The sequence below is a fragment of the Vibrio sp. Vb2960 genome (assembly GCF_033337665.1).
GTDB classification, from domain to species: domain Bacteria; phylum Pseudomonadota; class Gammaproteobacteria; order Enterobacterales; family Vibrionaceae; genus Vibrio; species Vibrio alginolyticus.
In genome coordinates, this window is sequence record NZ_JAWORD010000030.1 from 15678 (window position 1) to 39843 (window position 24166).

At 46.1% G+C, this 24166-nt stretch carries 21 protein-coding genes; 6 read left to right on the forward strand and 15 right to left on the reverse strand.

Annotated features, from left to right (window positions below; genetic code table 11):
• The first annotated feature begins 19 nt into the window (after positions 1–19).
• The 3 genes from R7O03_RS20555 (at position 20) to crp (ending at position 2100) form a co-directional block, all read left to right on the forward strand.
• A complete protein-coding gene (locus R7O03_RS20555) occupies positions 20–232 on the forward strand; it encodes a YheU family protein (RefSeq protein ID WP_005382815.1) in 213 nt (70 codons plus the stop codon).
• Positions 233–357: 125 nt separating this feature from the next.
• On the forward strand, positions 358–1227 hold the full coding sequence (locus tag R7O03_RS20560) for a phosphoribulokinase (RefSeq protein ID WP_005381434.1): 870 nt from the start codon (positions 358–360) through the stop codon (positions 1225–1227).
• A gap of 240 nt (positions 1228–1467) precedes the next feature.
• Positions 1468–2100: a cAMP-activated global transcriptional regulator CRP gene (crp, locus tag R7O03_RS20565; protein WP_005381432.1), complete on the forward strand. Its 633-nt coding sequence runs from the start codon at positions 1468–1470 to the stop codon at positions 2098–2100.
• Positions 2101–2236: 136 nt separating this feature from the next.
• On the opposite strand, the gene R7O03_RS20570 is transcribed toward crp, so the two are convergent.
• The 6 genes from R7O03_RS20570 to R7O03_RS20595 form a co-directional block, all read right to left on the reverse strand.
• On the reverse strand, positions 2237–3028 hold the full coding sequence (locus R7O03_RS20570; protein WP_136977021.1) for a DUF1338 domain-containing protein: 792 nt from the start codon (positions 3026–3028) through the stop codon (positions 2237–2239).
• 248 nt (positions 3029–3276) lie between these two features.
• Positions 3277–4734 carry a succinylglutamate-semialdehyde dehydrogenase gene (astD, locus tag R7O03_RS20575; RefSeq protein ID WP_025768787.1) on the reverse strand — a complete coding sequence of 486 codons (1458 nt, stop codon included), beginning with the start codon at positions 4732–4734 and terminating at the stop codon, positions 3277–3279.
• Positions 4735–4762: 28 nt separating this feature from the next.
• Positions 4763–5782 (reverse strand): arginine N-succinyltransferase, encoded by a 1020-nt coding sequence (astA, locus tag R7O03_RS20580; RefSeq protein ID WP_042523637.1) that lies wholly within the window; start codon positions 5780–5782, stop codon positions 4763–4765.
• Positions 5783–5891: 109 nt separating this feature from the next.
• Positions 5892–7103 carry an aspartate aminotransferase family protein gene (locus R7O03_RS20585; RefSeq protein ID WP_042523636.1) on the reverse strand — a complete coding sequence of 404 codons (1212 nt, stop codon included), beginning with the start codon at positions 7101–7103 and terminating at the stop codon, positions 5892–5894.
• 361 nt (positions 7104–7464) lie between these two features.
• A complete protein-coding gene (locus R7O03_RS20590; RefSeq protein ID WP_137282517.1) occupies positions 7465–8052 on the reverse strand; it encodes an aminodeoxychorismate/anthranilate synthase component II in 588 nt (195 codons plus the stop codon).
• A 189-nt stretch (positions 8053–8241) separates the two neighbouring features.
• Positions 8242–11196, reverse strand: coding sequence for an ExeM/NucH family extracellular endonuclease (locus R7O03_RS20595; protein WP_318131982.1), 2955 nt, complete (start codon positions 11194–11196; stop codon positions 8242–8244).
• 543 nt (positions 11197–11739) lie between these two features.
• Between R7O03_RS20595 and R7O03_RS20600 the strand changes: the two genes are divergently transcribed.
• A complete protein-coding gene (locus R7O03_RS20600; protein ID WP_318131983.1) occupies positions 11740–12114 on the forward strand; it encodes a hypothetical protein in 375 nt (124 codons plus the stop codon).
• Positions 12115–12171: 57 nt separating this feature from the next.
• On the opposite strand, the gene trpS is transcribed toward R7O03_RS20600, so the two are convergent.
• The 5 genes from trpS to nsrR form a co-directional block, all read right to left on the reverse strand.
• Complete coding sequence (trpS, locus tag R7O03_RS20605; protein ID WP_005381398.1) at positions 12172–13188, reverse strand: tryptophan--tRNA ligase; 1017 nt, start codon at positions 13186–13188, stop codon at positions 12172–12174.
• Positions 13189–13304: 116 nt separating this feature from the next.
• Positions 13305–13991, reverse strand: a complete 687-nt coding sequence (locus tag R7O03_RS20610; RefSeq protein ID WP_318131984.1) for a phosphoglycolate phosphatase — start codon at positions 13989–13991, stop codon at positions 13305–13307.
• Positions 13992–14101: 110 nt separating this feature from the next.
• On the reverse strand, positions 14102–14845 hold the full coding sequence (rlmB, locus tag R7O03_RS20615; RefSeq protein ID WP_005381395.1) for a 23S rRNA (guanosine(2251)-2'-O)-methyltransferase RlmB: 744 nt from the start codon (positions 14843–14845) through the stop codon (positions 14102–14104).
• Positions 14846–14912: 67 nt separating this feature from the next.
• A complete protein-coding gene (gene rnr, locus R7O03_RS20620; RefSeq protein ID WP_017821742.1) occupies positions 14913–17420 on the reverse strand; it encodes a ribonuclease R in 2508 nt (835 codons plus the stop codon).
• A 115-nt stretch (positions 17421–17535) separates the two neighbouring features.
• Positions 17536–17961, reverse strand: a complete 426-nt coding sequence (nsrR, locus tag R7O03_RS20625) for a nitric oxide-sensing transcriptional repressor NsrR (RefSeq protein ID WP_005381392.1) — start codon at positions 17959–17961, stop codon at positions 17536–17538.
• 157 nt (positions 17962–18118) lie between these two features.
• Between nsrR and hmpA the strand changes: the two genes are divergently transcribed.
• Positions 18119–19303, forward strand: a complete 1185-nt coding sequence (gene hmpA / locus R7O03_RS20630) for an NO-inducible flavohemoprotein (RefSeq protein WP_065274928.1) — start codon at positions 18119–18121, stop codon at positions 19301–19303.
• A gap of 80 nt (positions 19304–19383) precedes the next feature.
• Here the strand turns inward: hmpA and motX are convergent, their stop codons facing one another.
• Together motX and R7O03_RS20640 are read right to left on the reverse strand one after the other, a co-directional pair.
• Entirely contained in the window at positions 19384–20019 is a 636-nt protein-coding gene (gene motX / locus R7O03_RS20635; RefSeq protein WP_005381388.1) for a flagellar protein MotX, read from the reverse strand.
• 216 nt (positions 20020–20235) lie between these two features.
• Positions 20236–21552, reverse strand: a complete 1317-nt coding sequence (locus R7O03_RS20640; protein WP_318131985.1) for an adenylosuccinate synthase — start codon at positions 21550–21552, stop codon at positions 20236–20238.
• 172 nt (positions 21553–21724) lie between these two features.
• Between R7O03_RS20640 and R7O03_RS20645 the strand changes: the two genes are divergently transcribed.
• Positions 21725–21910, forward strand: coding sequence for a DUF2065 domain-containing protein (locus tag R7O03_RS20645; RefSeq protein ID WP_005381383.1), 186 nt, complete (start codon positions 21725–21727; stop codon positions 21908–21910).
• Between the two features lie 63 nt (positions 21911–21973).
• Here R7O03_RS20645 and hflC read toward each other — a convergent pair whose 3' ends face one another.
• Positions 21974–22954, reverse strand: coding sequence for a protease modulator HflC (gene hflC, locus R7O03_RS20650; RefSeq protein ID WP_005381382.1), 981 nt, complete (start codon positions 22952–22954; stop codon positions 21974–21976).
• A 2-nt stretch (positions 22955–22956) separates the two neighbouring features.
• Positions 22957–24162: an FtsH protease activity modulator HflK gene (gene hflK / locus R7O03_RS20655; protein ID WP_017633728.1), complete on the reverse strand. Its 1206-nt coding sequence runs from the start codon at positions 24160–24162 to the stop codon at positions 22957–22959.
• Positions 24163–24166 lie beyond the last annotated feature (4 nt).

A 24166-nucleotide genomic window follows, 5' to 3' on the forward strand; every position in this document is an offset into this window, starting at 1 on the left:
ATAAAAGTTAGAGGTATTTATGATCATTCCATGGCAAGACATTGCGCCGGAAACATTGGAAAACTTAATTCGTGAATTCGTCTTACGCGAAGGAACGGATTACGGAACCGTCGAGGTTTCTTTGCAAGACAAAATTGATCAAGTTAAAGCTCAATTGGAAAAAGGTGAAGCGGTTATCGTGTTCTCTGAGCTACACGAAACCGTCGATATTCAGCATAAAACAAAATTTTAGACCCTTCACATTTTACCGTATCCCACTCGATGACAAGGTATTGTTACGTGCTATAGTGGGATATCGACCGTGCAGTAGTAACTCTACTGCACATTACAGGTAAGTAATTTTCGACAAGGTTTGTCATGTCAGCTAAACACCCAATTATTGCGGTTACTGGTTCGTCCGGTGCCGGCACGACCACTACATCTGAAGCCTTCCGTAAAATGTTCAATATGATGAACGTTAAACCCGCATGGGTTGAAGGCGATAGCTTCCATCGCTTTACTCGCCCAGAAATGGACATCGAAATTCGCAAAGCCCGCGAGCAAGGTCGACACATTAGCTACTTTGGCCCACAAGCTAATGACTTCCCGGGATTAGAAGAGTTTTTCCGTAAGTTCGGGCATGACGGTACTGGCAGCGTGCGCCGTTATCTGCACACGTTTGACGAAGCGGTTCCCTACAATCAAATGCCAGGCACGTTTACACCGTGGCAAGACTTACCCGAAAACAGCGACGTGCTGTTTTATGAAGGGTTACATGGTGGCGTGGTCGATGGCGATGTTAATGTTGCTCAACATGTGGATTTCTTAATTGGCATGGTGCCGATTGTGAACTTAGAGTGGATCCAAAAATTCGTACGTGACACTCGCGATCGCGGCCATTCGCGTGAAGCGGTAATGGACTCAATCGTGCGATCCATGGACGATTACCTCAACTATATCACTCCGCAGTTTTCTCGTACTCACATCAACTTCCAGCGCGTACCGACCGTTGATACTTCCAACCCACTTAATGCAAAAGGCATCCCTAGTTTGGATGAGAGTTTTGTGGTGATTCGCCTACGCGGTATCAAGAATGTCGACTTCCCATATCTGCTGGCCATGATTGATGGCTCATTCATGTCACGCCACAACACGATTGTCGTACCCGGCGGTAAGATGAGCTTTGCAATGGAGCTCATAGTTCGGCCTATCCTACAACAGCTCATCGAAACAGGGAAAATTGGCTAAAAACCTGCCTGCGAAGATGTTTACTTTTCATACCGTGATCATGTGCACAGTTTTGCTTACAAAATCTCAATCATGGCACGATTAAAATCAAGAAATCGTTTTCGAAAAAGGATACTATTTCTTACCGAAACACAAGAGAGCTTGCAGCATATAAAAAGTGCTCTTATTCTAGTAGGCCTAATTCAGGCTTAGCTAAAATATGGATAGCGCAAGCGTACCCTGCAGAGGAAGTGAGATATTATGGTTCTAGGTAAACCTCAAACCGACCCAACATTAGAGTGGTTTCTTTCACACTGTCATATTCATAAGTACCCTTCAAAGAGCACGCTAATTCACGCGGGCGAAAAGGCAGAAACTTTGTACTACATCGTTAAAGGTTCTGTTGCGGTTCTTATCAAAGACGAAGAAGGTAAGGAGATGATCCTTTCTTACCTAAACCAAGGAGACTTTATTGGTGAACTTGGTCTATTCGAGGAAGACCAAGAGCGCACAGCTTGGGTTCGTGCTAAATCTCCTTGTGAAGTTGCTGAAATTTCTTTCAAGAAGTTCCGTCAGCTTATCCAAGTAAACCCAGACATCCTAATGCGTCTTTCTGCGCAGATGGCTCGTCGTCTTCAAGTAACTAGCCAAAAAGTGGGTGACCTGGCGTTCCTAGACGTAACTGGTCGTATCGCTCAGACGCTTCTGAACCTTGCAAAACAACCAGACGCAATGACTCACCCAGACGGCATGCAAATCAAGATCACTCGTCAAGAAATCGGTCAAATTGTTGGCTGTTCTCGTGAGACAGTAGGTCGTATCTTGAAGATGCTAGAAGAGCAGAACCTAATCTCTGCTCACGGTAAAACCATCGTGGTTTACGGTACTCGTTAATCTCAAACTAGAGTGACACGAACAAAATTATAAAAGCCACCAATGGCAACATTGGTGGCTTTTTATTTGCTCATGACCAAATGAGATAGGGTGCAGCGAACACTAATGAGTAAGCTTAACAGGTTAACCCTAAAACTTAGCCATTCGTACTTTCAAAGATTTTGTCAGCTGAAGCGGCCACGAAACCTGGGTACAAATCACCATTTTCCATCGGATAGCGCTTAGCAAATTCATAAAACCCGCCAGGGATAATTTCAGTGCCTTCGCTAAAACGAACCGCTACTTTATCTGCCATGGTCGATGACTGCTCTAGCAACACCTCAGGAGTGCCCTTCACTTCACCACCATTTTCATTAATGGTAAACCCAGCGGTACGCAGATGATCGTTTACCTGCTTCACTTCTTCATATTCATTGAGCTGGTTAACGCTCACCGTGAAGTGGTTTGCTCCGTAACCATGCGCCGCAAGCCAAGATGCGTACTCACTTTCTTTAGCCAACGTTTGGTAATCAGCAAAGCTTAAATCCCACAAGCGTCCACCATGTAAGAATGCGCTATCGTTCAGCTTGTCAACATCGACTTGTGCCATCAAATTTTTCACAATCTCTTGTAGCTCAGGAGAGCACTCTTCAACTTTTAGCTCACTAATAAATACTTTAGGTTGCTTCGGATCTGGGTGCTCATAGTGCTTAGCAACCAGCTTTTTGCTTTCGAAAACGTAATCACCACACGCCTTGTAACCGATAGCTACAAATGGCTTAGCTAGAGTTTCAATACCAAGAGGCGCGATATTGAAGGTACGTAAAGCTATATGATCATTAATCAGAGGCTCATCTTCTTGAAGCAGCTGATGCACTTTAGCCGCCGAAGGGCAAAGACGTTGAATGTAATCTTGCCATAGCGATTCAAATAACACATCGGGCGTCATAACGACTCCTTGTTACGAGATGTAGAGTTTAAAGGTAAGCGGAAGTTGGCTGCTCGTTCACAACAAAAGTTGTCCAGAATAATGAACGAGCAACCATCAACCTGTGACGGTAAATGCCAGTCAGTCAACACGCTTTTCCGAGTCTTTGCTCACTTTTCGTGTTCTGCCAACGATCACTACAACCCATACCTAAATGATGCGCCGGCAAGGTGAGCCGCAATGCATAGTTGCGACTCTATTATTAAAACTTATAGCACTACACCTGGACTCAATGTTGCAGGCAAGACAGTTTCTTGACCTTCCATTGATGCCATTGGGTACGCACAGTAATCTGCTGCGTAGTAAGCGCTTGGGCGCAAGTTACCCGACGCCCCCGGACCACCAAATGGCGCATCACCGCTTGCACCAGTAAGCTGGCGGTTACGGTTCACGATTCCTGCACGAATGTGGTCAACGAAGTATTCCCATTCTTGGTCGTCGGTTGAAACCAAACCAGCAGATAAGCCAAAGCGCGTATCGTTTGCTAGCGCCACGGCTTTGTCTAATCCTTCGTAGCGCACCACTTGCAGAAGTGGGCCGAAGTATTCTTCATCTGGTAACTCAGCAATGTTCGTTACATCAATGATACCAGGAGAAACAAACGCCGCCTCTCCTGCTTTCGCTTCAATCAAGCTTTCACCGCCAAGAGACTGTAGATTAGCTTGTGCATCAAGAATAAACTTGGCTGCCGCGACCGAAATTTGCGGTCCCATAAATGGCGCAGGTTCTGCAAATGGTTGGTCTACGCGAATATTGCGTGTCGCTTCAACGAGTTTGGTGATAAGCGCATCGCCTTTTTCACCCAATGGCACATACAAACGACGAGCACACGTACAACGCTGCCCAGCACTGATAAACGCTGACTGGATGATGGTGTAAACCGTGGCATCCAAATCACCATATTTATCAGAGATCACCATCGGGTTATTACCACCCATTTCTAGTGCGAGCATCTTGCCTGGTTGACCCGCAAATTGACGGTGTAATACATGCCCCGTATTCGCGCTACCCGTAAACAGTACGCCATCAATGCCTTTTGCGTCAGCTAGGGCGATACCAGTTTCTTTCGCGCCTTGAACAAGGTTAATCACGCCTTTCGGCAGACCGGCTTCTTCCCATAGCTTCATTGCCAATTCACCCGTCCATGGCGTTTGCTCAGACGGTTTGAAGACTACCGTGTTACCAGCCAGTAGCGCAGGCACAATGTGACCATTTGGTAGGTGGCCTGGGAAGTTGTAAGGACCGAAGACCGCCATCACACCCAATGGGCGATGACGCAATACAATTTGGTTGCCTGCTGCTTCACGGCTCGCCTCACCAGTGCGGTCATGATAAGCGCGAATCGAAATGGCAATTTTACCTGCCATGGCTGCTGCTTCAGTGCGCGTTTCCCAAATCGGCTTACCGGTTTCTTTGGCAATCACTTCGGCGATTTTTTCGCTGTTCTCTTTTACTTTCTCCGCAAAAGCCAACACGATTGCCTCACGCTCTGAAAATGGACGCTTTTTCCAGTCAATAAACGCTTCACGCGCTGCAGATACCGCCTGGTTCACCTGCTCTGCCGTTGCACCTTTGCCTTGCCAGATCACTTCTTGGTTGTACGGCGACAGAGACGTAAATGCTTCACCCTGACCTTGTACCCATTCACCTGCAATCCAATGTGTCATTGTTTCTATCCTTAAATTCTGTCGTCTGTTACTGCGGAAGAAGGCGAACGAAATCCCCTTCTTCAACCGAAAGTGCATCCGCAACGTCTGGTGCGATCATTACGCTTTGTGTTTCTGCGTCATACGCCGCTTTAGTGACTGTCGCACGGAAGTTCTCGAAAGATGAATTACACATCAAGAAGTCTTGTGTGCTGGAATGTCCAGAGATTTTGACTTGCGCGCGGAATGAATGACGTACCGACTCAATATTACGCAGATCACACTCAACCGTTGGGCCACCATCGAAGATGTCGACGTAGCCTCGGTTGGTAAAACCTTCACGCTCAAGCAGCTTCAGCGCTGGACGCGTGTTGTCATGTACTTGACCAATCACGGCTTGCGCTTCTGGGCTGAGCAGGTTGATGTAAATAGGCAGTTTCGGCATCAAGTCGGCGATAAAGCCTTTCTTGCCGATGCCTGTCAGGTAATCTGCAAGCGTGAAATCGATAGAGAAGAAATGCTCTTGAAGCCATTGCCAGAATGGTGAATTACCCTCGTCGTCTGAAACGCCACGCATCTCCGCAAAGATCGTTTCAGAGAAGCGCTCTGGGTGCTCTGCCATCATTAGGAAACGACACTTCGACATTAGACGACCATTCAGACCTTGGCGGAATTTCTCACGCAAGAACAAGGTACAAATTTCGCTGTTACCCGTGTAGTTATTACCAAAAGTAAGCAGTTTAACGACGTTGTTAACGCCAAGCTTTGGCGACGAGTGCACGACTTTACTAATGTGATATGAGTAAAATGGGACATCCCAGCCGATAGATGCTTCGATTCCGGTGGTACCCGCAACCTCACCCGTTTCAGAGTCAAAGCCAACCATCAGGTAGCCTTCATCGCCTGGTTCTGCCACATCTGGCTTACCAAAGCTGTACTCTGAATGTTTGATTCGATTGGTTAACAGTTCTTCGTTAACCGGTAGAGATGTAAATCCGTGACCAGACTCCACCGCACAAGTGTGCAGTGCGTCGTAATCCGACATCGCGATAGGGCGAACTACTAGCATCAATACTCCCTCCAGATGCAAGAAGATCCTAACTATATTGTAGGAACAATTCCCCCATCAGAGATCCTTGACGGGGGTGTCTGCGTTGACGTTTAAACTGATATCGCGCTTAAACTAAAGTCGCGATCGCTTTATCCAGTTTCGCCAAGCCTTCTTCAATTTCTTGTTGTGTGATAACGAGTGATGGTGTGAAACGTACGACATTGGCACCCGCAACCAATACCATGAGACCTTGTTTACCTGCAGCAACCAGCACGTCACGCGCACGGCCTTGCCATTCTTCATTTAGTGCAGCGCCAAGTAATAGGCCTTGACCGCGCACTTCTGAGAAGATGTTGTACTTCGCGTTGATCTTCTCTAGACCTTCACGGAACAATGCTTCGCGTTCTAGCACACCAGCCAACACCTCTGGCTTAGTAACTTCATTTACAACCGCTTCTGCAACCGCACACGCTAGTGGGTTACCGCCATATGTAGAACCGTGAGTGCCCACTTTCATGTGCTCTGCCAATTTTGCTGTCGTTAGCATTGCACCGATTGGGAAACCGCCACCAAGTGATTTCGCAGTACTTAGAATATCTGGCGTGATACCTAAACCTTGGTAAGCGTAGAAGTTACCTGTACGGCCATTACCAGTTTGCACTTCATCGAAGATCAGTAAGGCGTTGTGTTTGTCACACAGCTCGCGAACCGCTTGAGCGAACTCAGGCGTTGGTGGCACGATGCCGCCTTCACCTTGTAGTGGCTCCATCATGACCGCACAAGTACGATCAGACATGTGCGCTTGTAAAGCTTCGATATCGTTGTAAGGGAGGTGTGTCACGTCGCCTGGCTTAGGACCGAAACCGTCAGAGTATGCAGCTTGGCCACCAACCGTTACGGTAAAGAATGTACGACCGTGGAAACCTTGTTTGAATGCAATGATTTCAGACTTCTCAGTGCCATGAACGTCTGCTGCATAACGACGTGCCAGCTTCAAAGCGGCTTCGTTTGCTTCTGCGCCAGAGTTAGCAAAGAACACTCGCTCAGCAAAACTCACTTCTGTTAGCTTTTTCGCCAGACGAAGGGCTGGTTCGTTCGTCATAACGTTACTTAAGTGCCAAAGCTTGTTAGCTTGCTCTGTTAGTGCGTCTACCATTACTGGATGACAATGGCCAAGACAGCTCACTGCAATACCACCAGCAAAGTCGATGTATTCATTACCTTCCTGATCCCAAACACGTGAACCTTCACCTTTAACAGGGATCATTTCCATCGGGTTATAGCAAGGTACCATTACCTCATCGAATAAACCGCGCTCTACTTTAATTTCCGTTGTCATTGCACATTCCTTCTTGATACCGCATGCGTAGCAGATAAGCGAATTTAACCGGCTCTCTTTGCCAGCAAATAATGTTTTGCATTTAAGCTATTGCGGCATTGTATTTACATTTAATTAACCATTTCAATAGTGATTTATTCTTTTCGTTCTCGAAAGCAACTTCCATTAATCACTGCTTATGACTATTTATGCATCAAGAAAGTAAAATAGAGAAGTGATTTTTTATAAATGTTATGTAATACAGGGGATAGAAGGTTTAAAAAGACATGAATAGACAAAGAGACTCGAGAGAATCGCATAGTTTTGCAATCCGCTCACCTCAGCAAAAAGATGAATGATTTGTTAAGAAAAGTGATCGCGATCAGATCGCTTTGCGTGCTAAAAAGTTCGCAAGCAACTCGTGACCTTGCTCAGTTTTGATTGATTCTGGGTGGAACTGCACCGCATCAATTGGCAAGGCTTTATGTTGGTAACCCATTATTTCATCCATGCTTCCGTCCGGCAGTTCTGTCCATGCAGTCAGTTCAAACACGTCGGGTAAAGTACCGTTTTTCACCACAAGAGAGTGATAACGGGTTACCGTGAGTGGGTTATTCAGATTTTTAAACACACTACGACCGTTGTGATGAATCGATGAGGTCTTACCGTGCATCACTTGTCGTGCACGTACCACTTCACCCCCAAACACTTGCGCTATCGCTTGATGGCCAAGGCAAACACCCAATATTGGAAGCTTACCAGCGAAGTGTTCTATCGCTTTCAGTGAAATACCTGCTTCGTTCGGCGTACATGGCCCTGGCGAGATCACCAAATGAGTTGGGTTGAGCGCCTCAATGCCTTGGATATCGATTTCATCGTTACGCACCACCTTTACGTCTGCACCAAGCTCGCAGAAGTATTGGTAAAGGTTGTAGGTAAAAGAGTCGTAGTTATCGATGATCAACAACATAAAGGGTCGGTTGCTCCAATCCGTTTTGGCAATGCTTACGTAGTGAATCGCCACGTTCGTGACAATCAAGGGCGGTATTTTGCTATACCAAGCAAGAAAGGCAAGTTTTTGCTGAATAAAAAGGCCAGCATAGGCTGGCCTTTGGTCTTTACAGCTATTTAGGAACTGTTTGTCAGAAAGTAAATTCGCTTAGCGGCGACGACGGAATAAGCCGAGACCTAGCAGCGCAAATAGCGCGCCAAAACCAAACGAACCACCATCTGAATCCTTCGACCCTTCTGTTCCAGTTTCAGTTTGCGTCATTGAAACATCACGAACAGAGCTAAACTTCACGATATTACCTGTCGAGTCAGTCACTTTCTCTTCTAACTGATAATTACCTTGCTCTGGCGTTTGTTCAAACTCAATATTCACGCTACGCGCATCAATATCAGCTTGAACTAAAGTTTGGCTAGCCGAGTAAGCTTTCGTATCGCTGCTTGCCGCAGCCGCTTGTGTGGATGGCGTTAAGTTCACCGTAACAATATCACCTACAACCGCCGTTGGTGGTAAACGGACATCGACGGCTAAGTTGTCACCTGCTTTCGGTAAATCGATGTCATCATCTGGTAAATCAATCGCGATGATCACTGGATCGTGGTCAGAGGCAGAGAACGCATCTTTGTACTTCGGCATATCACCTGTGTACTTGCTGCTGTATTCGAACAAGTTACTCTCTAGTGAGTTGATGTGCCAATCTTCAATTGCTACCACTTTTTGCGCTAGGCTGCTGCTTGCCAATGCGTGGTCCAAATTACCCAGCTCGCCCGAATAGGTGTAAGAAAACGTATCAGTGCCGTGCAGCAACGTGTTTAAATTGTGCAGACCGTAACCTTTTTCAATTTTGGTCTTCTCTACTTGAAGTTCACCATCACCAATGGTTGTGTAAGCAGCAGTATAAATGTCACGGTCGTATTTCTCTTTCGAGTAATCAGTCAGTGTCAGAAGTGGGTCTTCCATGCCATAAGCATTGAGGTCGCCCATGAGCAATACATCGCCTTTCACCTCTTTCAACGCTTCACCCACTGCGTGCGCAGCAGAAACGCGGAAGTTGTTACAGTTGCCTTGCAGATCCGCTGGCTCAGAATCTTCTACACCAGCAATCCACTCTTCAATACACTCAGAGCCTTTCGACTTAAAGTGGTTTACGACAATAGACAAATCTTCACCCGTCTCTTTCACCGTAAAGGTCTGAAGTAGACTGTGGCGTTGGTACTTATCGTAAGCAGGGTTACTTTCTGTGCCCTCTTTACGAGTAATTGTGTTTTCTGCAATGTGCTGCTCTGGCGTGATGATCACTTTTGCAGCGTCTTTTGGCGTTACTGCGTTAGCACGATATAAAATCGCCACCATGATCGCATCACTGCCAAAGTATTCGTCTTGGTATTTGTCTTGCTCTTCGATTTCGACATACGTGTAATGATCTTCAGCGTCATCAATCTCAGCATTTAGGGCATCAACTAAGTTTTGGATAGCACTGCTATCACCAAAGCCATTGTTCTCGACTTCCATCAAACCAATGATGTCAGCGTCCATCTTGTTCATCGCCGCAACGATTTTCGCTTGTTGGATCAGGAACTCGTCTAGGTTAGTCGCACCACGGTTTTGTCCGGTTGGGTTTTCATGACCGCTGTCAGCCACGGAGTTGAAGTAGTTCAGTACGTTGAAGCTTGCAATACGCAAATCTGATTCCGCAATCGCTGGGGCATCTTTACGAGCCACATCGAAGCCTTCACCTGAAGTCACAAAGTTGGTGTTATCGACTTCATTGGTCGCAATCAGGCGGTATTCGTTGTAGCTGTAAGCCACCACGCCTTGCAGACCTTCTACTCGCGAACCAAGGCGAATGTGCTGCTCTGAAGAGCCATCTTGGTCTGCATCTTTAGCAAAATCTGGGTAGTATGGGATTTGGCCGTTTGGTGCTTTGCCATCTGATTCTAGGTATACGCGGTTCGCTGCGTTGTTTTTTGCTAGCTCAACGGCTGCATCGCTCTCTGCCGCGTGTAATTGAGTCGGCTTTAACAATGGCGCTTCATGAGAGAGCATCATATTGTTACGACGTGAATCGTAGTCGTAAGAGAAGTTTCGAGTTACAAACAAGTCACTTGCCGAGGTCAACTCAACTTGCATCCCTTCATGACGCTCAAGCGCATCACGTAGTGTCTCACCTTCTTTGATAACAAGATCGGTAACTCGAGGGGTTTCAGAGGTGCCTGTTTTCACATAGCTGTTAGCATCAGAAGCAAGCTGAGTATTGCTGTAATACTCTTGAACTTTACCTTTCACACAAACAACGTCACCAGCTTTCAGCGCCGTGTCTGCCGCGTCAGTATGAATGAACAAGCCTTCTGAGGTCTTGTCGTTGTTGTCGCTTTCTAATGCTTGTAGGTAGAAACCTTTGGTTAGGCCAGTGGTAACAGCAGTCACGACACCCGTTACGAAATGATCTTCGTCAGTAATGTATGGGTAACCATCAATGAATGGAGACGTATCGCCTTCACCTTGAATATCTTGGATGGTAGTGAAGTTAGGTTGCTGACCGTCGACTTCACAAGCGAATGGTGCTGGTGGCTCAGTCGCATTTAGCTCACCAAGGCCGTCAATGTTGTCTTTCTCAAATGCCGTCCACTGAGATGCATCATAAGTAGCAGAAGGGGTTAGTGCATCACTGTTACGAACCAATGTGGTGTCTTTACCAAAATCTACGTCACCCATCACACCGATGATGTCGTGCACTTCACCATCTTTAAGCAGTGCGATCGGGTCGTCACCGTTAAAGTTCGCAACGCTTTTATCTGTGATATCCGAGACTGCTTTGATGGTATCGCTCGCGTCACCATGCGCCAGTACATACACTTGGTTAGCTTGTAGCGTCACTTGGCTAAGGTCGAATGTGCTACCCCAAGTACCACCACCGTTTGATGATTTCGCCAACTCGTAGCCAGTGAGTGTCACCGCAGTATCACCCGTATTAGCGATCTCTACCGCTTTATTATAAGCGCCGCCTTCTACGTATTGGGAAATAATAATCTCTGCGTTCGCGTTTGCACTAAGTGCACTGGCGATGGTTAATGCGAGTATTGAGGGTTTGATTAACGTGTCCATTGTCATACCTGATATTTATGTAAATGCAAACTTAGCTCTGGTTAGAGCCTGCCATTTGCGTCTACTATCAGGTTTATTTATGAAATAAATAAGAATGAGTAATTAAAGCCGTGAAATGAATCACATGTGAATATAAGAAAATATGCCAGAGCATCCCATTCAAACATTTTTTGTAATAAATACAGAGCGCTATTGATAAACAAGTCAGAATTTAGATTGATTACTCAGTTTACTTTTTCACTTCATGTTAAGGAGTAGAAAATACATCACTTGTTGAGTTGCTTATTAACCCAACCGTTCCGTTACAAATAAAAAATATAATTAGTCACTAATTTAGAATGCTTTAATTTTCACTTGTATCACTGTTCAAGCCCAAGAATCTATTACTCGCTTCGTTCTCTCTTATACAGGCCCCTCATACTTCAAAGTTTTCATGATTTATTCAATAACTTTTCATTACTCACTAGCCAAAAACATACACAAAAGATATAACACCTGCGCGAGACAATAAGATCTCATTAGCTGTAAACCCAGGAACGACAAATGAAAAAAATTCAACGCAGTGTGCTAGCTCTCTCCCTACTTAGCTTAATAGCGGGGTGTCAGTTGACCGCCAGTGAGCCACTTCAACCTACGGCGAATCAAGACATCATCGAATCAGCCAAAAATGAACTGGATGGTATTGAAGAGCTAGAAGTCAGTGACGAGGGTGTTATTACCTTTACTCAGCGTCTCAGAACGCCAGGAACCTACTGGATTCCAGCGAGAATTAAAGAACTCAGCTACGATATATCATGCGTACAGCTTAGTTACTTCATTGATAAAGGCATGGTTGTGAAGTCTGCCTTTCTAGGGGCTCGAGGACGTGTTGAATATTACGACATGGAACGCTGTATGAAAGACACGCCATTTCAGTAATACAGGCATAAAAAAAGCTCCACCAAAGTGGAGCTTTTTCGTATTTGTTCTTAGCGACTATGGGCGAGCTACAAAACCTACTGCTTCGTATGCTTTCTTAAGCGTTTCAGCCGCTCGTGCCGAGGCTTTCTCAGCGCCTTGCTGCATTACCTCGTCCATATAAGCACGATCAGCACGAATACGGTGGTATTCTGCTTGAATTGGCTCAAGCATTGCTACAACTGCCTCACCAACATCTTTCTTAAATGGGCCATACATTTCTACGCCTTGGTACTTCGCTTCAATCTCTTCGAAGCTCATGCCTGTCGCCGCAGAGTACAGACCCATTAGGTTAGCAATGCCCGCCTTGTTCTCGATATCATGACGGATACTTGGTGGCGTTTCGGTATCGGTTTGCGCTTTGTTGATCTTCTTAAGGATCGACTTAGGCTCTTCTAGCAGCGTGATAACGTTCTTACGGTTGTCATCAGATTTAGACATCTTCTTCGTTGCGTCTTGAAGGCTCATTACACGCGCATTTACTGTCGGAATGTAAGGCTCTGGAACTTGGAAGATTGGCTGCTCTGGCGAGTAAATATTGTTGAAACGCGTTGCGATATCGCGCGCTAATTCTAGATGTTGCTTCTGGTCACTGCCTACAGGTACTTGGTGTGCACCGTAAAGCAAAATGTCAGCCGCCATCAACACCGGGTAGTCAAATAGACCGACGTTTACGTCATTCGCGTAACGTGCCGATTTGTCTTTAAACTGAGTCATACGGCTCAGCTCACCCATTTGAGTGTAGCAGTTAAGAAGCCAACCTAATTGAGCATGCTCTGGTACATGTGACTGAACAAATAGCGTGCTCTTCTTCGGGTCAACACCAACTGCCAGACAAATTGCCAGTGCGTCTAGAGTTGCTTCATGCAGCGCTTTAGGGTCCTGACGAACCGTAATCGCGTGAAGATCTACCACACAATATTGGCAATCATAATCGTCTTGCATCTGCTGCCATTGACGTAGAGCACCCAAGTAGTTACCGATACTTAGTTCACCTGAAGGTTGAACACCACTCAATACAATGGGTTTGCTCATTAGAATGATTCCTTTGACTTCTTAATCTAATTAAATGAAAAAAACCGTGCAGTAATAGGTGCACGGTTTACTCAGTGTACTCATTAACGAGTATTTTGGAAGCTCTTTTGTAGCCGTTATGCAGAAACCGCTACAACGTCCAATAATTCTGCCAAACTGTCAGCGACGAAATTTGGATTTGATGCTGAAATAGGTTCACCGTGGTTGTAACCATATGTCAGACCAAATGAGGCACAGCCTGCATTCTTTGCTGCGAGAATATCGTTTTTCGAGTCGCCAACCATCAGCATTTCACTTGGTTGGATTTGGTGCTTTTCCATCAACCAGTTCAATGCTACTGGGTTTGGTTTTTTCTCTGGGAATGCATCACCGCCAAGGACATCAACGAAGTATTTTGCGATGTCGTGCTTTTCCAAAACGTCAGGCACAAACTTTGAAGGTTTGTTAGTCACCAACGCCATAACAAAGCCCGCTTTGTGCAGCTCTGCTAGTGTCTCTTTTACCGTTGGGTATAGGTGACTGAGCTTGTGACCACTTTGCTCGTAGTAATCATCAAACAATACACGCGCTTTAGCACGAAGCTCTTCACTCAGCTCTGGGTTGATGGTCAGGCTTTGGCTTAATGAGCGACCAATAAGCACGTCTGCGCCGTTACCCACATAATCACGAACTTGTTCTTCTGAAACCGATGGAAAGCCAAGCGCCTGTACTGCTTGGTCTGCCGCGACAGCTAGATCTGGCACGCTATCAAGCAAAGTACCATCTAGATCGAAGGCGATGAATTTAATGTCTTGTTGAGTCATAACTTCCCTGAGGATTTTTATTTATAAATCGGTGAAAACGACAAAGGATGGCACCCCATCCTTTGTTTTTATCATTATGTCTGATTCTACAGTAACTGTTTGTTTCGTCGTTACTTTGCAGCAATACGCTGACGAACTGCCTCAAACAAACAGATGCCGGATGCCACAGATACGTTCAAGCTTGAAACGCTACCAGCCATTGGGATCTTAATCAAATCGTCGCAGGTTTCACGAGTCAGACGACGCATACCGTCACCTTCAGCCCCCATTACGATAGCAAGAGGTCCAGTCAGTTTGGCTTGGTAGATGTCGTGCGTTGCTTCACCCGCAGTACCAACAAACCAGATGCCTTTCTCTTGCAATGTACGCATAGTACGAGCCAAGTTAGTCACTCGGATCAATGGTACGACTTCAGCTGCACCACAAGCGACTTTACTTACCGTCGCATTCATTGGCGCAGAACGATCTTTCGGTACGATGATCGCCGCAGCACCTGCCGCATCTGCGTTACGTAAACACGCACCAAGATTATGTGGATCGGTCACTCCGTCTAACACTAATAGCAGTGGTGATTCGTGCTGCGCCAGGATGTCATCTATATCGTTCTCATTCAGCTGCTTCGCTGGTTTCACACGAGCGATGATGCCTTGGTGATTTGCACCGCGCGCTTTGTCATCCAAGGTTTTACGTGTCATCTGCTGAATAGAAACACCACAAACCTGAAGATCATTTAGGATTGGCATTAGGCGATCATCTTGACGACCTTTTAAAACGTACGCCTCGATAAAACGCTCTGGTTCGCGCTCCAATACCGCCTTCACTGCGTGAATGCCGTAGATAAATTCGTTACTCATTGTTTAACCTGTTGTTCTGGTCGTATTGCCTGCGCCAACCAAGTTTGAACTAAGTTGGCGCTTCAACCTACTGCGCTTCTTTTTTAGTGCGCTTGGTTTTCTTCGGCTTACTGTGCGGCTTCTTTTTACGTGCTTTTTTCACTTTAGGCTTCTCGTTGCCTTCGGCGTCACCACGTTTTGGGCCATTACGCTTACTCGTTGCGCCCGTTTCTTCTGGGCGTTTAGTTGGCTCTATCGCAGGAACTGCACGAGCCGCGCCACCTTCTTTCGATGAAGAGCGAGTCGCAGCGCGTTTTTTATCTTTCGCTTTGCGTTTTGCTTCCGCTGCGCGTTTCTTCGCAGTCTTACCTTCGCCGCGTAGCTTACGACTTGTTTCGACCAATTCAAAGTCAATTTGCTTATCATCGAGGTTAACAGCCAGTACTTTTACTTTTACTGCATCACCTAAGCGATAGATGTTACCGAAACTTTCACCAATAAGTCGTTGACCAATCGGGTCAAATTGATAGTAGTCGTTCGCAAGGGTAGAAATATGTACCAAACCATCGATGTGCAAATCCGTTAAACGTACAAAGAAGCCAAAGCTAGTGACATTAGCAATAACACCGTCTAGTTCATCACCGACGTGGTCTTGCATATATTCACACTTCAGCCAATCCGCAACATCACGTGTTGCATCATCAGCACGGCGCTCTGTCATCGAACATTGTTCGCCGTAAAAATCCATGTCGTCAAACGAGTAATGATAGCCACCTGTTGGTGTCCAGCGATCTTGATTACGACCTTCTTCTTTAGCAATCAGATACTTGATTGCACGGTGAAGTAACAAGTCAGGGTAACGACGAATTGGCGACGTAAAGTGCGCATAGCGTTTCAATGCCAACCCAAAGTGCCCCGCGTTATCTGCGTTGTATACCGCTTGCTTCATTGAGCGTAGCAGCATGGTCTGAATCAACTCTTGATCTTGACGCCCGGAGATTTGACGTGCGAGATCAGCATAGTCCGTTGGTGAAGGCTCTAAACCACCTTTTAGCTCAAGACCAAGTTCACTTAAGAAGTCACGGAAACCTTGCAGGCGTAATTCACCTGGAGATTCGTGGATACGATAAAGCGCGGGCTCTTTCGCTTTTTCTACCAGCGATGCCGAAGCAATGTTGGCTAAAATCATACATTCTTCGATGATCTTATGCGCGTCATTACGAATTACTGGCTCAATACTTTCGATTTTACGTTCCGCATTGAAAATAAATTTGGTTTCAACGGTTTCAAATTCGATTGCACCGCGTTGATCTCGTGCTTCTTTCAGCACTTTGTACATCTTGTGCAACTCTTCTAGATGAGAAACAAGCGGCTGGTAGCGCTCACGTAGTTCTTCATCCCCTTCTAGAATCGCGCTCACTTTGCTATATGTGAGACGAGCGTGCGAGTTCATCACCGCCTCGTAATGCTTGTAACCAGACAGCTTACCGGTATCAGAAATGGTCATTTCGCACACCATACACAAGCGATCTACTTGCGGGTTGAGCGAACATAGGCCGTTCGATAGTACTTCTGGCAACATCGGCACAACTTGCGACGGGAAATATACTGAGTTACCACGATTGATCGCTTCTTTGTCCAACGCAGAGTCAGGACGAACGTAGTAACTGACGTCAGCAATCGCTACCCATAAACGCCAACCACCTTCTTTGTTCTTTTCACAGTAAACGGCATCATCAAAGTCTCGTGCGTCTTCGCCGTCAATGGTCACTAGTGGCAAATCACGTAGATCCACACGACCAACTTTCGCTTCTTCTGGTACTTCTTCGCCTAAGTTTTCGATTTGTTTATCGACGGCTTCTGGCCATTCGTGAGGGATTTGGTGTGTACGAATCGCAATTTGTGTTTCCATACCTGGTGCCATGTTTTCACCAAGGACTTCAACCACTTTACCCATCATGCCGCGTGAGCGTGAGCCACGATCAGTAATTTCAATTACGACTACGTTACCCATGCGTGCACCCGCTTTGTGCTCATTTGGGATCAGGATATCTTGGCTGATACGCGAGTCATCTGGGACAACATAGGAGTATCCATATTCAAGGAAGAAACGACCAACGATTTGATCATTGCGCTCCTCTAGCACACGCACCAAACGTCCTTCACGGCGGCCGCGCTTGCTGTTGTCTGTCGGTTGCACTAAGACAAAATCACCGTGGATGATGTTCTTCATCTGATGGTGCGGTAACAGAATATCATCATCCTTGCCGACGCTGCCTTCTGGACGTACCCAACCATGGCCATCACGATGACCAATCACGTAACCTTTCACCATTTCAAGTTTTTCAGGCAATGCATAGCACTGACGGCGGGTAAACACCAGTTGGCCATCTCGCTCCATCGCACGTAGCCGACGACGCAACCCTTCGTATTGCTCTTCGCCCTCAAGCTTTAGTGCCTCAAACAAGTCGTTACGATTCATTGGAACGCCCGCTTGCTCTAGAAACTCGATGATAAACTCTCGGCTTGGAATTGGATTTTCGTAATTTTTGGATTCACGATCTGCAAAAGGATCGTTTGGAATATTGTCTGACATAGGCACGCCTATCTAGCAAGGAAGGTATATGGCTAGTATATCTGAGTCTCTCGATAAGCTACAGAATTGCTTTGAAAAAAGAATGATCGAGATCGACTCTAGGCATGCAAATGAGTTAAGGACGAGCAAGCAAGATCAAAAGTTCAGAATTGTCACTGAGCAAGGATTCAATCGTGCAGTCATCCAACTCCGCCAGGAAGGCACTTTTTGCTTTCGCCAATTTATCTTTGAGGCGGCAAGCAGGGGTAATATGGCAAAAATCCACACCACAGTTGACTAAATCTAACGGCTCTAAATCGCGCACAACACCACCGACTGTGATTTCAGACGCTGGCTTCATCAGCCGGATACCACCGTTTTTTCCGCGCACGGTATGGACATAACCCAACTGCCCTAACCGATTGATAACTTTAACCATATGGTTGCGTGACACACCAAATAAATCCGTCACTTCGGTAATGCTGGTTAACTCATCTTCCGGCAACGAAGCCAAGAAAATTAAGGTTCTCAACGCATAATCAGTGAAACTAGTTAACTGCATATTCTCTCCCAAAGTGCGACTCAATAGCCCGCTGGTGATGCTAAAACCCCAAACTTGAGCTATCGATAAAAGTGTAAATCTTTTCTTGATCGAAAGATACATTTGAGATACAACTTTAAACATGCATTATAAATACAACTTAAAGTAGGAAGCCCTTATGCTCAGCAATCAAACTATCGAGATCGTCAAAGCGACCGCACCACTCATCGCCGAAACAGGACCAAAACTGACCGCGCACTTTTACGAGCGTATGTTTACTCATAACCCTGAGTTGAAAGATATTTTTAACATGAGTAACCAGCGTAACGGCGATCAGCGTGAAGCATTATTCAACGCTATCTGTGCCTATGCTGCCAATATTGAAAATTTGCCAGCTCTGCTTGGCGCAGTAGAGAAAATTGCGCATAAGCACACGAGCTTTTTGATCACAGAAGATCAGTACCAAATCGTTGGTAAGCATTTACTTGCAACAATCGATGAGCTTTTTAATCCAGGTCAAGAGGTGTTGGATGCTTGGGCTGAGGCTTACGGCGTACTTGCGAATGTATTTATTCAGCGCGAAGAACAAATTTACCAACAAAATGAAGCTTTGGAAGGCGGCTGGCGCGGTCTACGCGAATTTGAATTAGTCGATAAAAAGATTGAGAGCAAACACATTTGCAGCTTTGTGTTCAAGCCAACCGATGGCCAAAAAGTGGCGCCGTATAAACCGGGACAATACCTTGGCATCTACATCAACAGTGACCAGTTAGAAAACCAAGAAATTCGCCAATATAGCCTGTCTTCTGCGGTCCAAGAGAACACCTACCGTATCTCAGTAAAACGTGAAGAAGGCGGAAAAGTGTCGAACTACCTGCACGATAGCCTGAACATTGGCGAAAAAGTGCAGCTTGCAGCCCCTGCCGGTGATTTCTTTATGGATGCCGAACCACAAACACCCGTTGTTCTAATTTCTGCTGGTGTGGGACTTACTCCAACGCTGTCAATGCTAGAAAGTCTCTCAGCACATCAAGCACCTGTAACTTGGGTTCATGCAACCGAAAATGGCCAACAGCATGCTTTCAAGCAACACGTAAACCAACTCGTTGCAGAAAAAGAAAATATGAACGCGCTCGTTTGGTATAACCAACCAACGGCAGAAGACAAGCTAGGTGAAGACTTCCACTTCACGGGCTTTGTCAATCTGTATGAAATTGAAGCTGCATTAAAGCAAGATAACGTGCAGGTATACTTCTGTGGTCCTGTAGGATTTATGCAGCACGTAGCGAAACAGCTATTAGAACTTGGCGTACCAGAAGAGCAATTCCATTACGAATGCTTCGGTCCACACAAAGTGGTTTAAGCGCTACCAACTATCGGGAAAACAACAAAGCCCACGTGACGTGGGCTTTGTTGTATGAAGTTGTTTGCAATATTGAAGCGTTACCAAAAGGTGTCTCGCCGTTTAGCTCGAGCAATAACGTTTTGTGGCATGCGCTGTTCAAGGCCGTTTCTCAATACAGTTATGCGCTTATGCTGCCGCTTATCTGCTGTGACAGAGTTATATAACCAACGATACGCATCTTCGTAATCGAGTGGACTGCCATAATCACGTAAAAGCAACTCGGCCAGATGAATACGCGCGTTTAGGTTTCCCATTGACGCAGCTTCTCGCAAATATGGAATTGCACGTTCTTTATCTTGCTGTACTAAAGTGCCACGCGAATAGTATCGGCCAATCTGCTCTAGTGCAGCTGGTAACCCCTGATGCGCTGCATTTTCGATGTAGTAAAGACCCAGTTCGACATCTTGCTCGACACACACCCCCCAAGCCAACATATCTCCGTATAGAAACTCATAAGCGGGTAAGTTAATTCGAGTCGCACGAGCTACGATATCCTCCACCAGCTGGCAGTTATCAGCGCGCACACGTTGTAAGTGCTTATTTTGCTCAATAAGCTTTATCAGCTCTGCTTCGGTATAGATCGGAACTGGTGCCCCCACATCAGCAACATTAGCTTTCACTGTGGTAGCAACCAAGGTCAACAACAGTGAAGCAGCCACTGTTCGTAACTTCATAAACGTACCCTTAAGGTATCTAAGAAACCAAAGATCGGTGAAGGATCTCCTCTGCTTGATAACCTTATCGGCAAAAAACAGCTAAGCTTTAGACAATTTTTGCCTCTGATTTAGGCTCAGCGGCAAAAGCTTGCCATATGAGAGTCACGCTGTTTTTGTTCAGATACAAAAAAGCCGACCAGAAGGTCGGCTTTTGCAATCTTTAACGGCTATCAATTAAGCTTCGAATGGGTGAACTTTGATGATAGTTTCGTTACGGTCAGGACCCGTAGAGATGATGTCTACTGGAACGCCAGTTAGCTCTTCAATACGCTTGATGTAGTTAAGAGCGGCTTGTGGTAGAGCATCTAGTGACTTAGCACCAAATGTGTTCTCAGACCAACCAGGCATTGTTTCGTAGATTGGCGTTGCTTTTTCGAATGCTTCAGCAGCCATCGGAGAAACTTCTAGCACAGAGCCATCTTCCATCTTGTAACCAGTACAGATTTTTAACTCTTCTAGACCATCTAGTACGTCTAGTTTAGTTAGACAGAAACCAGATACAGAGTTGATTTGGATTGCACGACGCATAGCAACAGCATCGAACCAACCTGTACGACGTAGACGACCAGTTGTCGCACCGAACTCGTGGCCAACTTCACCTAAGTGCTTACCAATTGGATCTTGCTTATCTAAACCGTCGTATAGTTCAGTCGGGAATGGACCAGCACCAACGCGAGTACAGTACGCTTTTGCGATACCCAAGATGTAACCGATGTGACGAGGACCAAAACCAGAACCTGCAGCAACACCACCAGCAGTCGTGTTAGAAGACGTTACGTACGGGTAAGTACCGTGGTCGATATCAAGTAGTGTACCTTGTGCACCTTCGAACATGATCTTGTCGCCGCGCTTACGTGCTGCGTCTAGTTCGTCAGTTACGTCGATAACCATTGACGTTAGTAGTTCAGCGTAGCCTTTAGCTTGCTCAAGTACTTCTTCGTAGCTTACTGGTTCCGCTTTGTAGAAGTTAACTAGTTGGAAGTTATGGAACTCCATGACTTCTTTTAGCTTCTCTGCGAAAGTCGCAATATCGAATAGGTCGCCAACGCGTAGACCGCGACGAGCAACTTTATCTTCGTATGCTGGACCGATACCACGACCAGTAGTACCGATAGCTTTTTTACCGCGAGCGATTTCGCGAGCTTGGTCCATTGCAACGTGGTAAGGAAGAATTAGCGGACATGCTTCAGAAATGAAAAGACGCTCGCGTACTGGAATACCGCGCTCTTCAAGAGGCTTCATTTCTTTAAGTAGAGCTTCAGGTGATAGTACAACACCGTTACCGATAACACATTTTACGTTATCGCGAAGGATACCTGATGGAATTAAGTGAAGAACGGTTTTTTCACCGTCAATTACGAGAGTGTGACCTGCGTTGTGACCGCCTTGGTAGCGTACCACGTATTTTGCATCTTCAGTTAAAAGGTCTACGATTTTACCTTTACCTTCGTCACCCCATTGGGTGCCTAGAACGACTACGTTATTTCCCATCTTTCCAAGTCTGATTGCTAGTTAAAAATGGATTCTAGCACCGAATCACGCTTCTTGCAGTCATTTTTTGTTCACAGAGTTGCTACCAGAATGTCATCTTGCCGCTTTGTTCATTTTGAAATCAGCATATCACTGATAGTATTTAGCTTTATCTATTAGACTGGAAAGCGCTATGTCTGAATCCATATGGTTGGCGATTGGGCTCGTCTTGATCGTGGAAGGCATTGGGCCACTGATTGCTCCTAACGGTTGGCGGAATATGGTGGCTCAATTAAGTGAACAACCCAACAATCAGCTACGACGCATCGGTGGCTGCCTAGTAGTTGCTGGAGCCGTAATCGCTATCATGATGAGCTAGCACTTAGCATCAGATACAAAAAAGGCTCCCTAAGGAGCCTTTTATTTCAATGAGACGCGGAGATTATTTCTCCATGCTGCCCTTCGACTGGTTCATGTATTGGAAGAACTCACTCTTCGGATCAAGCACCAGAATATCGCTCTTAGAGCTGAAGGACTTCTCATACGCACGTAGCGAGCGTAGGAAGCTAAAGAACTCAGGGTCTTTGTTGTACGCTTCAGCATAAATCTTCGCAGCCTCAGCATCCGCTTCACCTCGTGTCACACGCGCAGTTTTATCAGCTTCAGCTAGAATAGTTGCTACTTCTAGTTCTGCTTGAGCACGAATAACTTCCGCCTTTTCACGACCTTGAGAACGGTGCTTACGAGCAACGGACTCACGCTCCGCACGCATACGACGGTAGATAGACTCACTGATTTCATCAGGCAGGTTGATTTTCTTCATTCGGAAATCAACGACACGAACACCCAAGTCTTTCATTGCGCTTTCACGCGTGTCTTTCAATACTTCAGACATGATTAGGTCGCGTTCACCATCAATCTCAAGCGCCTCACGAGCCGCTTCAGTTGCGACAACATCGGCACTTGCGTCTTCTGGTAGCACATCATCGTTACGTGGACCAGATACGATCTGTTTGATTTCACGAGCACCGATTTCAGAACGAAGCACGTCCGTCACTTTACGCTCAAGTAGTGCCTCTGCCGTTAGCGAGTTACCACCGCCAGTCGCGAGGTAGTAGCGACCAAAATCTTCAATACGCCACTTCACGTAGGTATCAATGATAACGTCTTTTTTCTCAGACGTTACGAAACGGTCTGCACGGCCATCCATTGTTTGGATACGTGCATCAAGTTGTTTCACACGGTCAAACAAAGGCATCTTGAAATGCAGACCAGGCTCGTAAATTCGAGTGATGTCGTTGTTGTCTTTCAAGACACGACCAAATCGAACCACGATACCGCGCTCACCTTCAGGAATCACAAACAAAGACATCAACATTAATGCCAGTGCGATTACCAGTACAGGGATCATTAACTTACGCATTCTTAGTATCTCCCTTGACGTGAACCTGTTGAACGAGACTGCGTGTTCGAAGTGTCTTCTTGTGTACGATCAGACTCAAGTTGAATTTGATCATAGGTTGAAGATGACTTCGATTTACGTTTGGTATCTGCTTTGCCCTCTTGTCCCGCCAACTTATCGATTGGAAGGTAAAGAAGATTGCCGCTTGATTCCGAGTCAATCAACACTTTCGAAGTGCTTGAGTACACCTCTTCCATTGCGTCAATGTACAGACGATCACGCGTTACACCAGGCGCTGCTTGGTATTCTGGTAGTAGTTTTTCGAACTGTGCTACCTGACCAAGAGCCTCGTTAGTGACACGCTCATTGTAACCTTGTGCTTCTTTCTTCAAACGCTCTGCACGACCCGTTGCCTTAGGCAAGATTTCGTTCTTGTATGCTTCAGCTTCACGAATGAAACGCTCTTCATCCTCACGTGCTGCGATTGCATCATCAAACGCATCTTTCACTTGCTCTGGTGGACGAGCAGACTGGAAGTTCACATCAACAAGTACCAGACCCATATCATAGCTATCAATGATTTGGTTCAGTGTTTCTTGCGTAGTTTGACGAATTTGCTGACGACCACTGGTTAGAATGCTATCCATCAATGAGTCACCAATTACTGCACGTAGTGCAGAATCCGTTGCTTGACGCAAGCTGTCGTCTGCATTGGTTACACGGTACAAGTATTTGTATGGGTCAGTCACTCGGTACTGAACATCCATCGCAACTGTTACAACGTTTTCATCTTTGGTCAGCATTAGACCAGATGCACGTAGTGAACGAATCGCTTGTACGTTTACCGCTTCGTACTCATCAATAAAGCGAGGACGCCAGTTAAGACCTGGGTCTACGATACGATCGTATTTACCTAAACGCAGTACAACACCACGCTCTGCTTCACCGATGGTGTAAAAACCAGCGAAGAACCAAACTGCAACAGCAATCAGAGCAATCACGCCAAAGCCAATTGCACTACCACCACCGCCGCCGATTGGAGAACCACCGCCGCCTTTTTTACCAAACTTGCCGCCCAGCTTTTGACTCAGTTTGTTGAACACTTCATCTAAATCTGGCGGACCTTGATCTCGGCCACCAGGACGCTGGCCACCACGATTATTATTACCCCAAGGGTCATTATCGCGGCCATTGTTGCCGTTGTTATTTCCAGGCTCATTCCACGCCATTAGA

Excerpts from the sequence above, each read along its gene's own strand:
- R7O03_RS20555 (WP_005382815.1), top strand. The coding sequence starts at position 20 with ATGATCATTCCATGGCAAGACATTGCGCCGGAAACATTGGAAAACTTA.
- R7O03_RS20560 (WP_005381434.1), top strand. The coding sequence starts at position 358 with ATGTCAGCTAAACACCCAATTATTGCGGTTACTGGTTCGTCCGGTGCC.
- crp (WP_005381432.1), top strand. The coding sequence starts at position 1,468 with ATGGTTCTAGGTAAACCTCAAACCGACCCAACATTAGAGTGGTTTCTT.
- R7O03_RS20570 (WP_136977021.1), bottom strand. The coding sequence starts at position 3,028 with ATGACGCCCGATGTGTTATTTGAATCGCTATGGCAAGATTACATTCAA.
- astD (WP_025768787.1), bottom strand. The coding sequence starts at position 4,734 with ATGACACATTGGATTGCAGGTGAATGGGTACAAGGTCAGGGTGAAGCA.
- astA (WP_042523637.1), bottom strand. The coding sequence starts at position 5,782 with ATGCTAGTAGTTCGCCCTATCGCGATGTCGGATTACGACGCACTGCAC.
- R7O03_RS20585 (WP_042523636.1), bottom strand. The coding sequence starts at position 7,103 with ATGACAACGGAAATTAAAGTAGAGCGCGGTTTATTCGATGAGGTAATG.
- R7O03_RS20590 (WP_137282517.1), bottom strand. The coding sequence starts at position 8,052 with ATGTTGTTGATCATCGATAACTACGACTCTTTTACCTACAACCTTTAC.
- R7O03_RS20595 (WP_318131982.1), bottom strand. The coding sequence starts at position 11,196 with ATGGACACGTTAATCAAACCCTCAATACTCGCATTAACCATCGCCAGT.
- R7O03_RS20600 (WP_318131983.1), top strand. The coding sequence starts at position 11,740 with ATGAAAAAAATTCAACGCAGTGTGCTAGCTCTCTCCCTACTTAGCTTA.
- trpS (WP_005381398.1), bottom strand. The coding sequence starts at position 13,188 with ATGAGCAAACCCATTGTATTGAGTGGTGTTCAACCTTCAGGTGAACTA.
- R7O03_RS20610 (WP_318131984.1), bottom strand. The coding sequence starts at position 13,991 with ATGACTCAACAAGACATTAAATTCATCGCCTTCGATCTAGATGGTACT.
- rlmB (WP_005381395.1), bottom strand. The coding sequence starts at position 14,845 with ATGAGTAACGAATTTATCTACGGCATTCACGCAGTGAAGGCGGTATTG.
- rnr (WP_017821742.1), bottom strand. The coding sequence starts at position 17,420 with ATGTCAGACAATATTCCAAACGATCCTTTTGCAGATCGTGAATCCAAA.
- nsrR (WP_005381392.1), bottom strand. The coding sequence starts at position 17,961 with ATGCAGTTAACTAGTTTCACTGATTATGCGTTGAGAACCTTAATTTTC.
- hmpA (WP_065274928.1), top strand. The coding sequence starts at position 18,119 with ATGCTCAGCAATCAAACTATCGAGATCGTCAAAGCGACCGCACCACTC.
- motX (WP_005381388.1), bottom strand. The coding sequence starts at position 20,019 with ATGAAGTTACGAACAGTGGCTGCTTCACTGTTGTTGACCTTGGTTGCT.
- R7O03_RS20640 (WP_318131985.1), bottom strand. The coding sequence starts at position 21,552 with ATGGGAAATAACGTAGTCGTTCTAGGCACCCAATGGGGTGACGAAGGT.
- R7O03_RS20645 (WP_005381383.1), top strand. The coding sequence starts at position 21,725 with ATGTCTGAATCCATATGGTTGGCGATTGGGCTCGTCTTGATCGTGGAA.
- hflC (WP_005381382.1), bottom strand. The coding sequence starts at position 22,954 with ATGCGTAAGTTAATGATCCCTGTACTGGTAATCGCACTGGCATTAATG.
- hflK (WP_017633728.1), bottom strand. The coding sequence starts at position 24,162 with ATGGCGTGGAATGAGCCTGGAAATAACAACGGCAACAATGGCCGCGAT.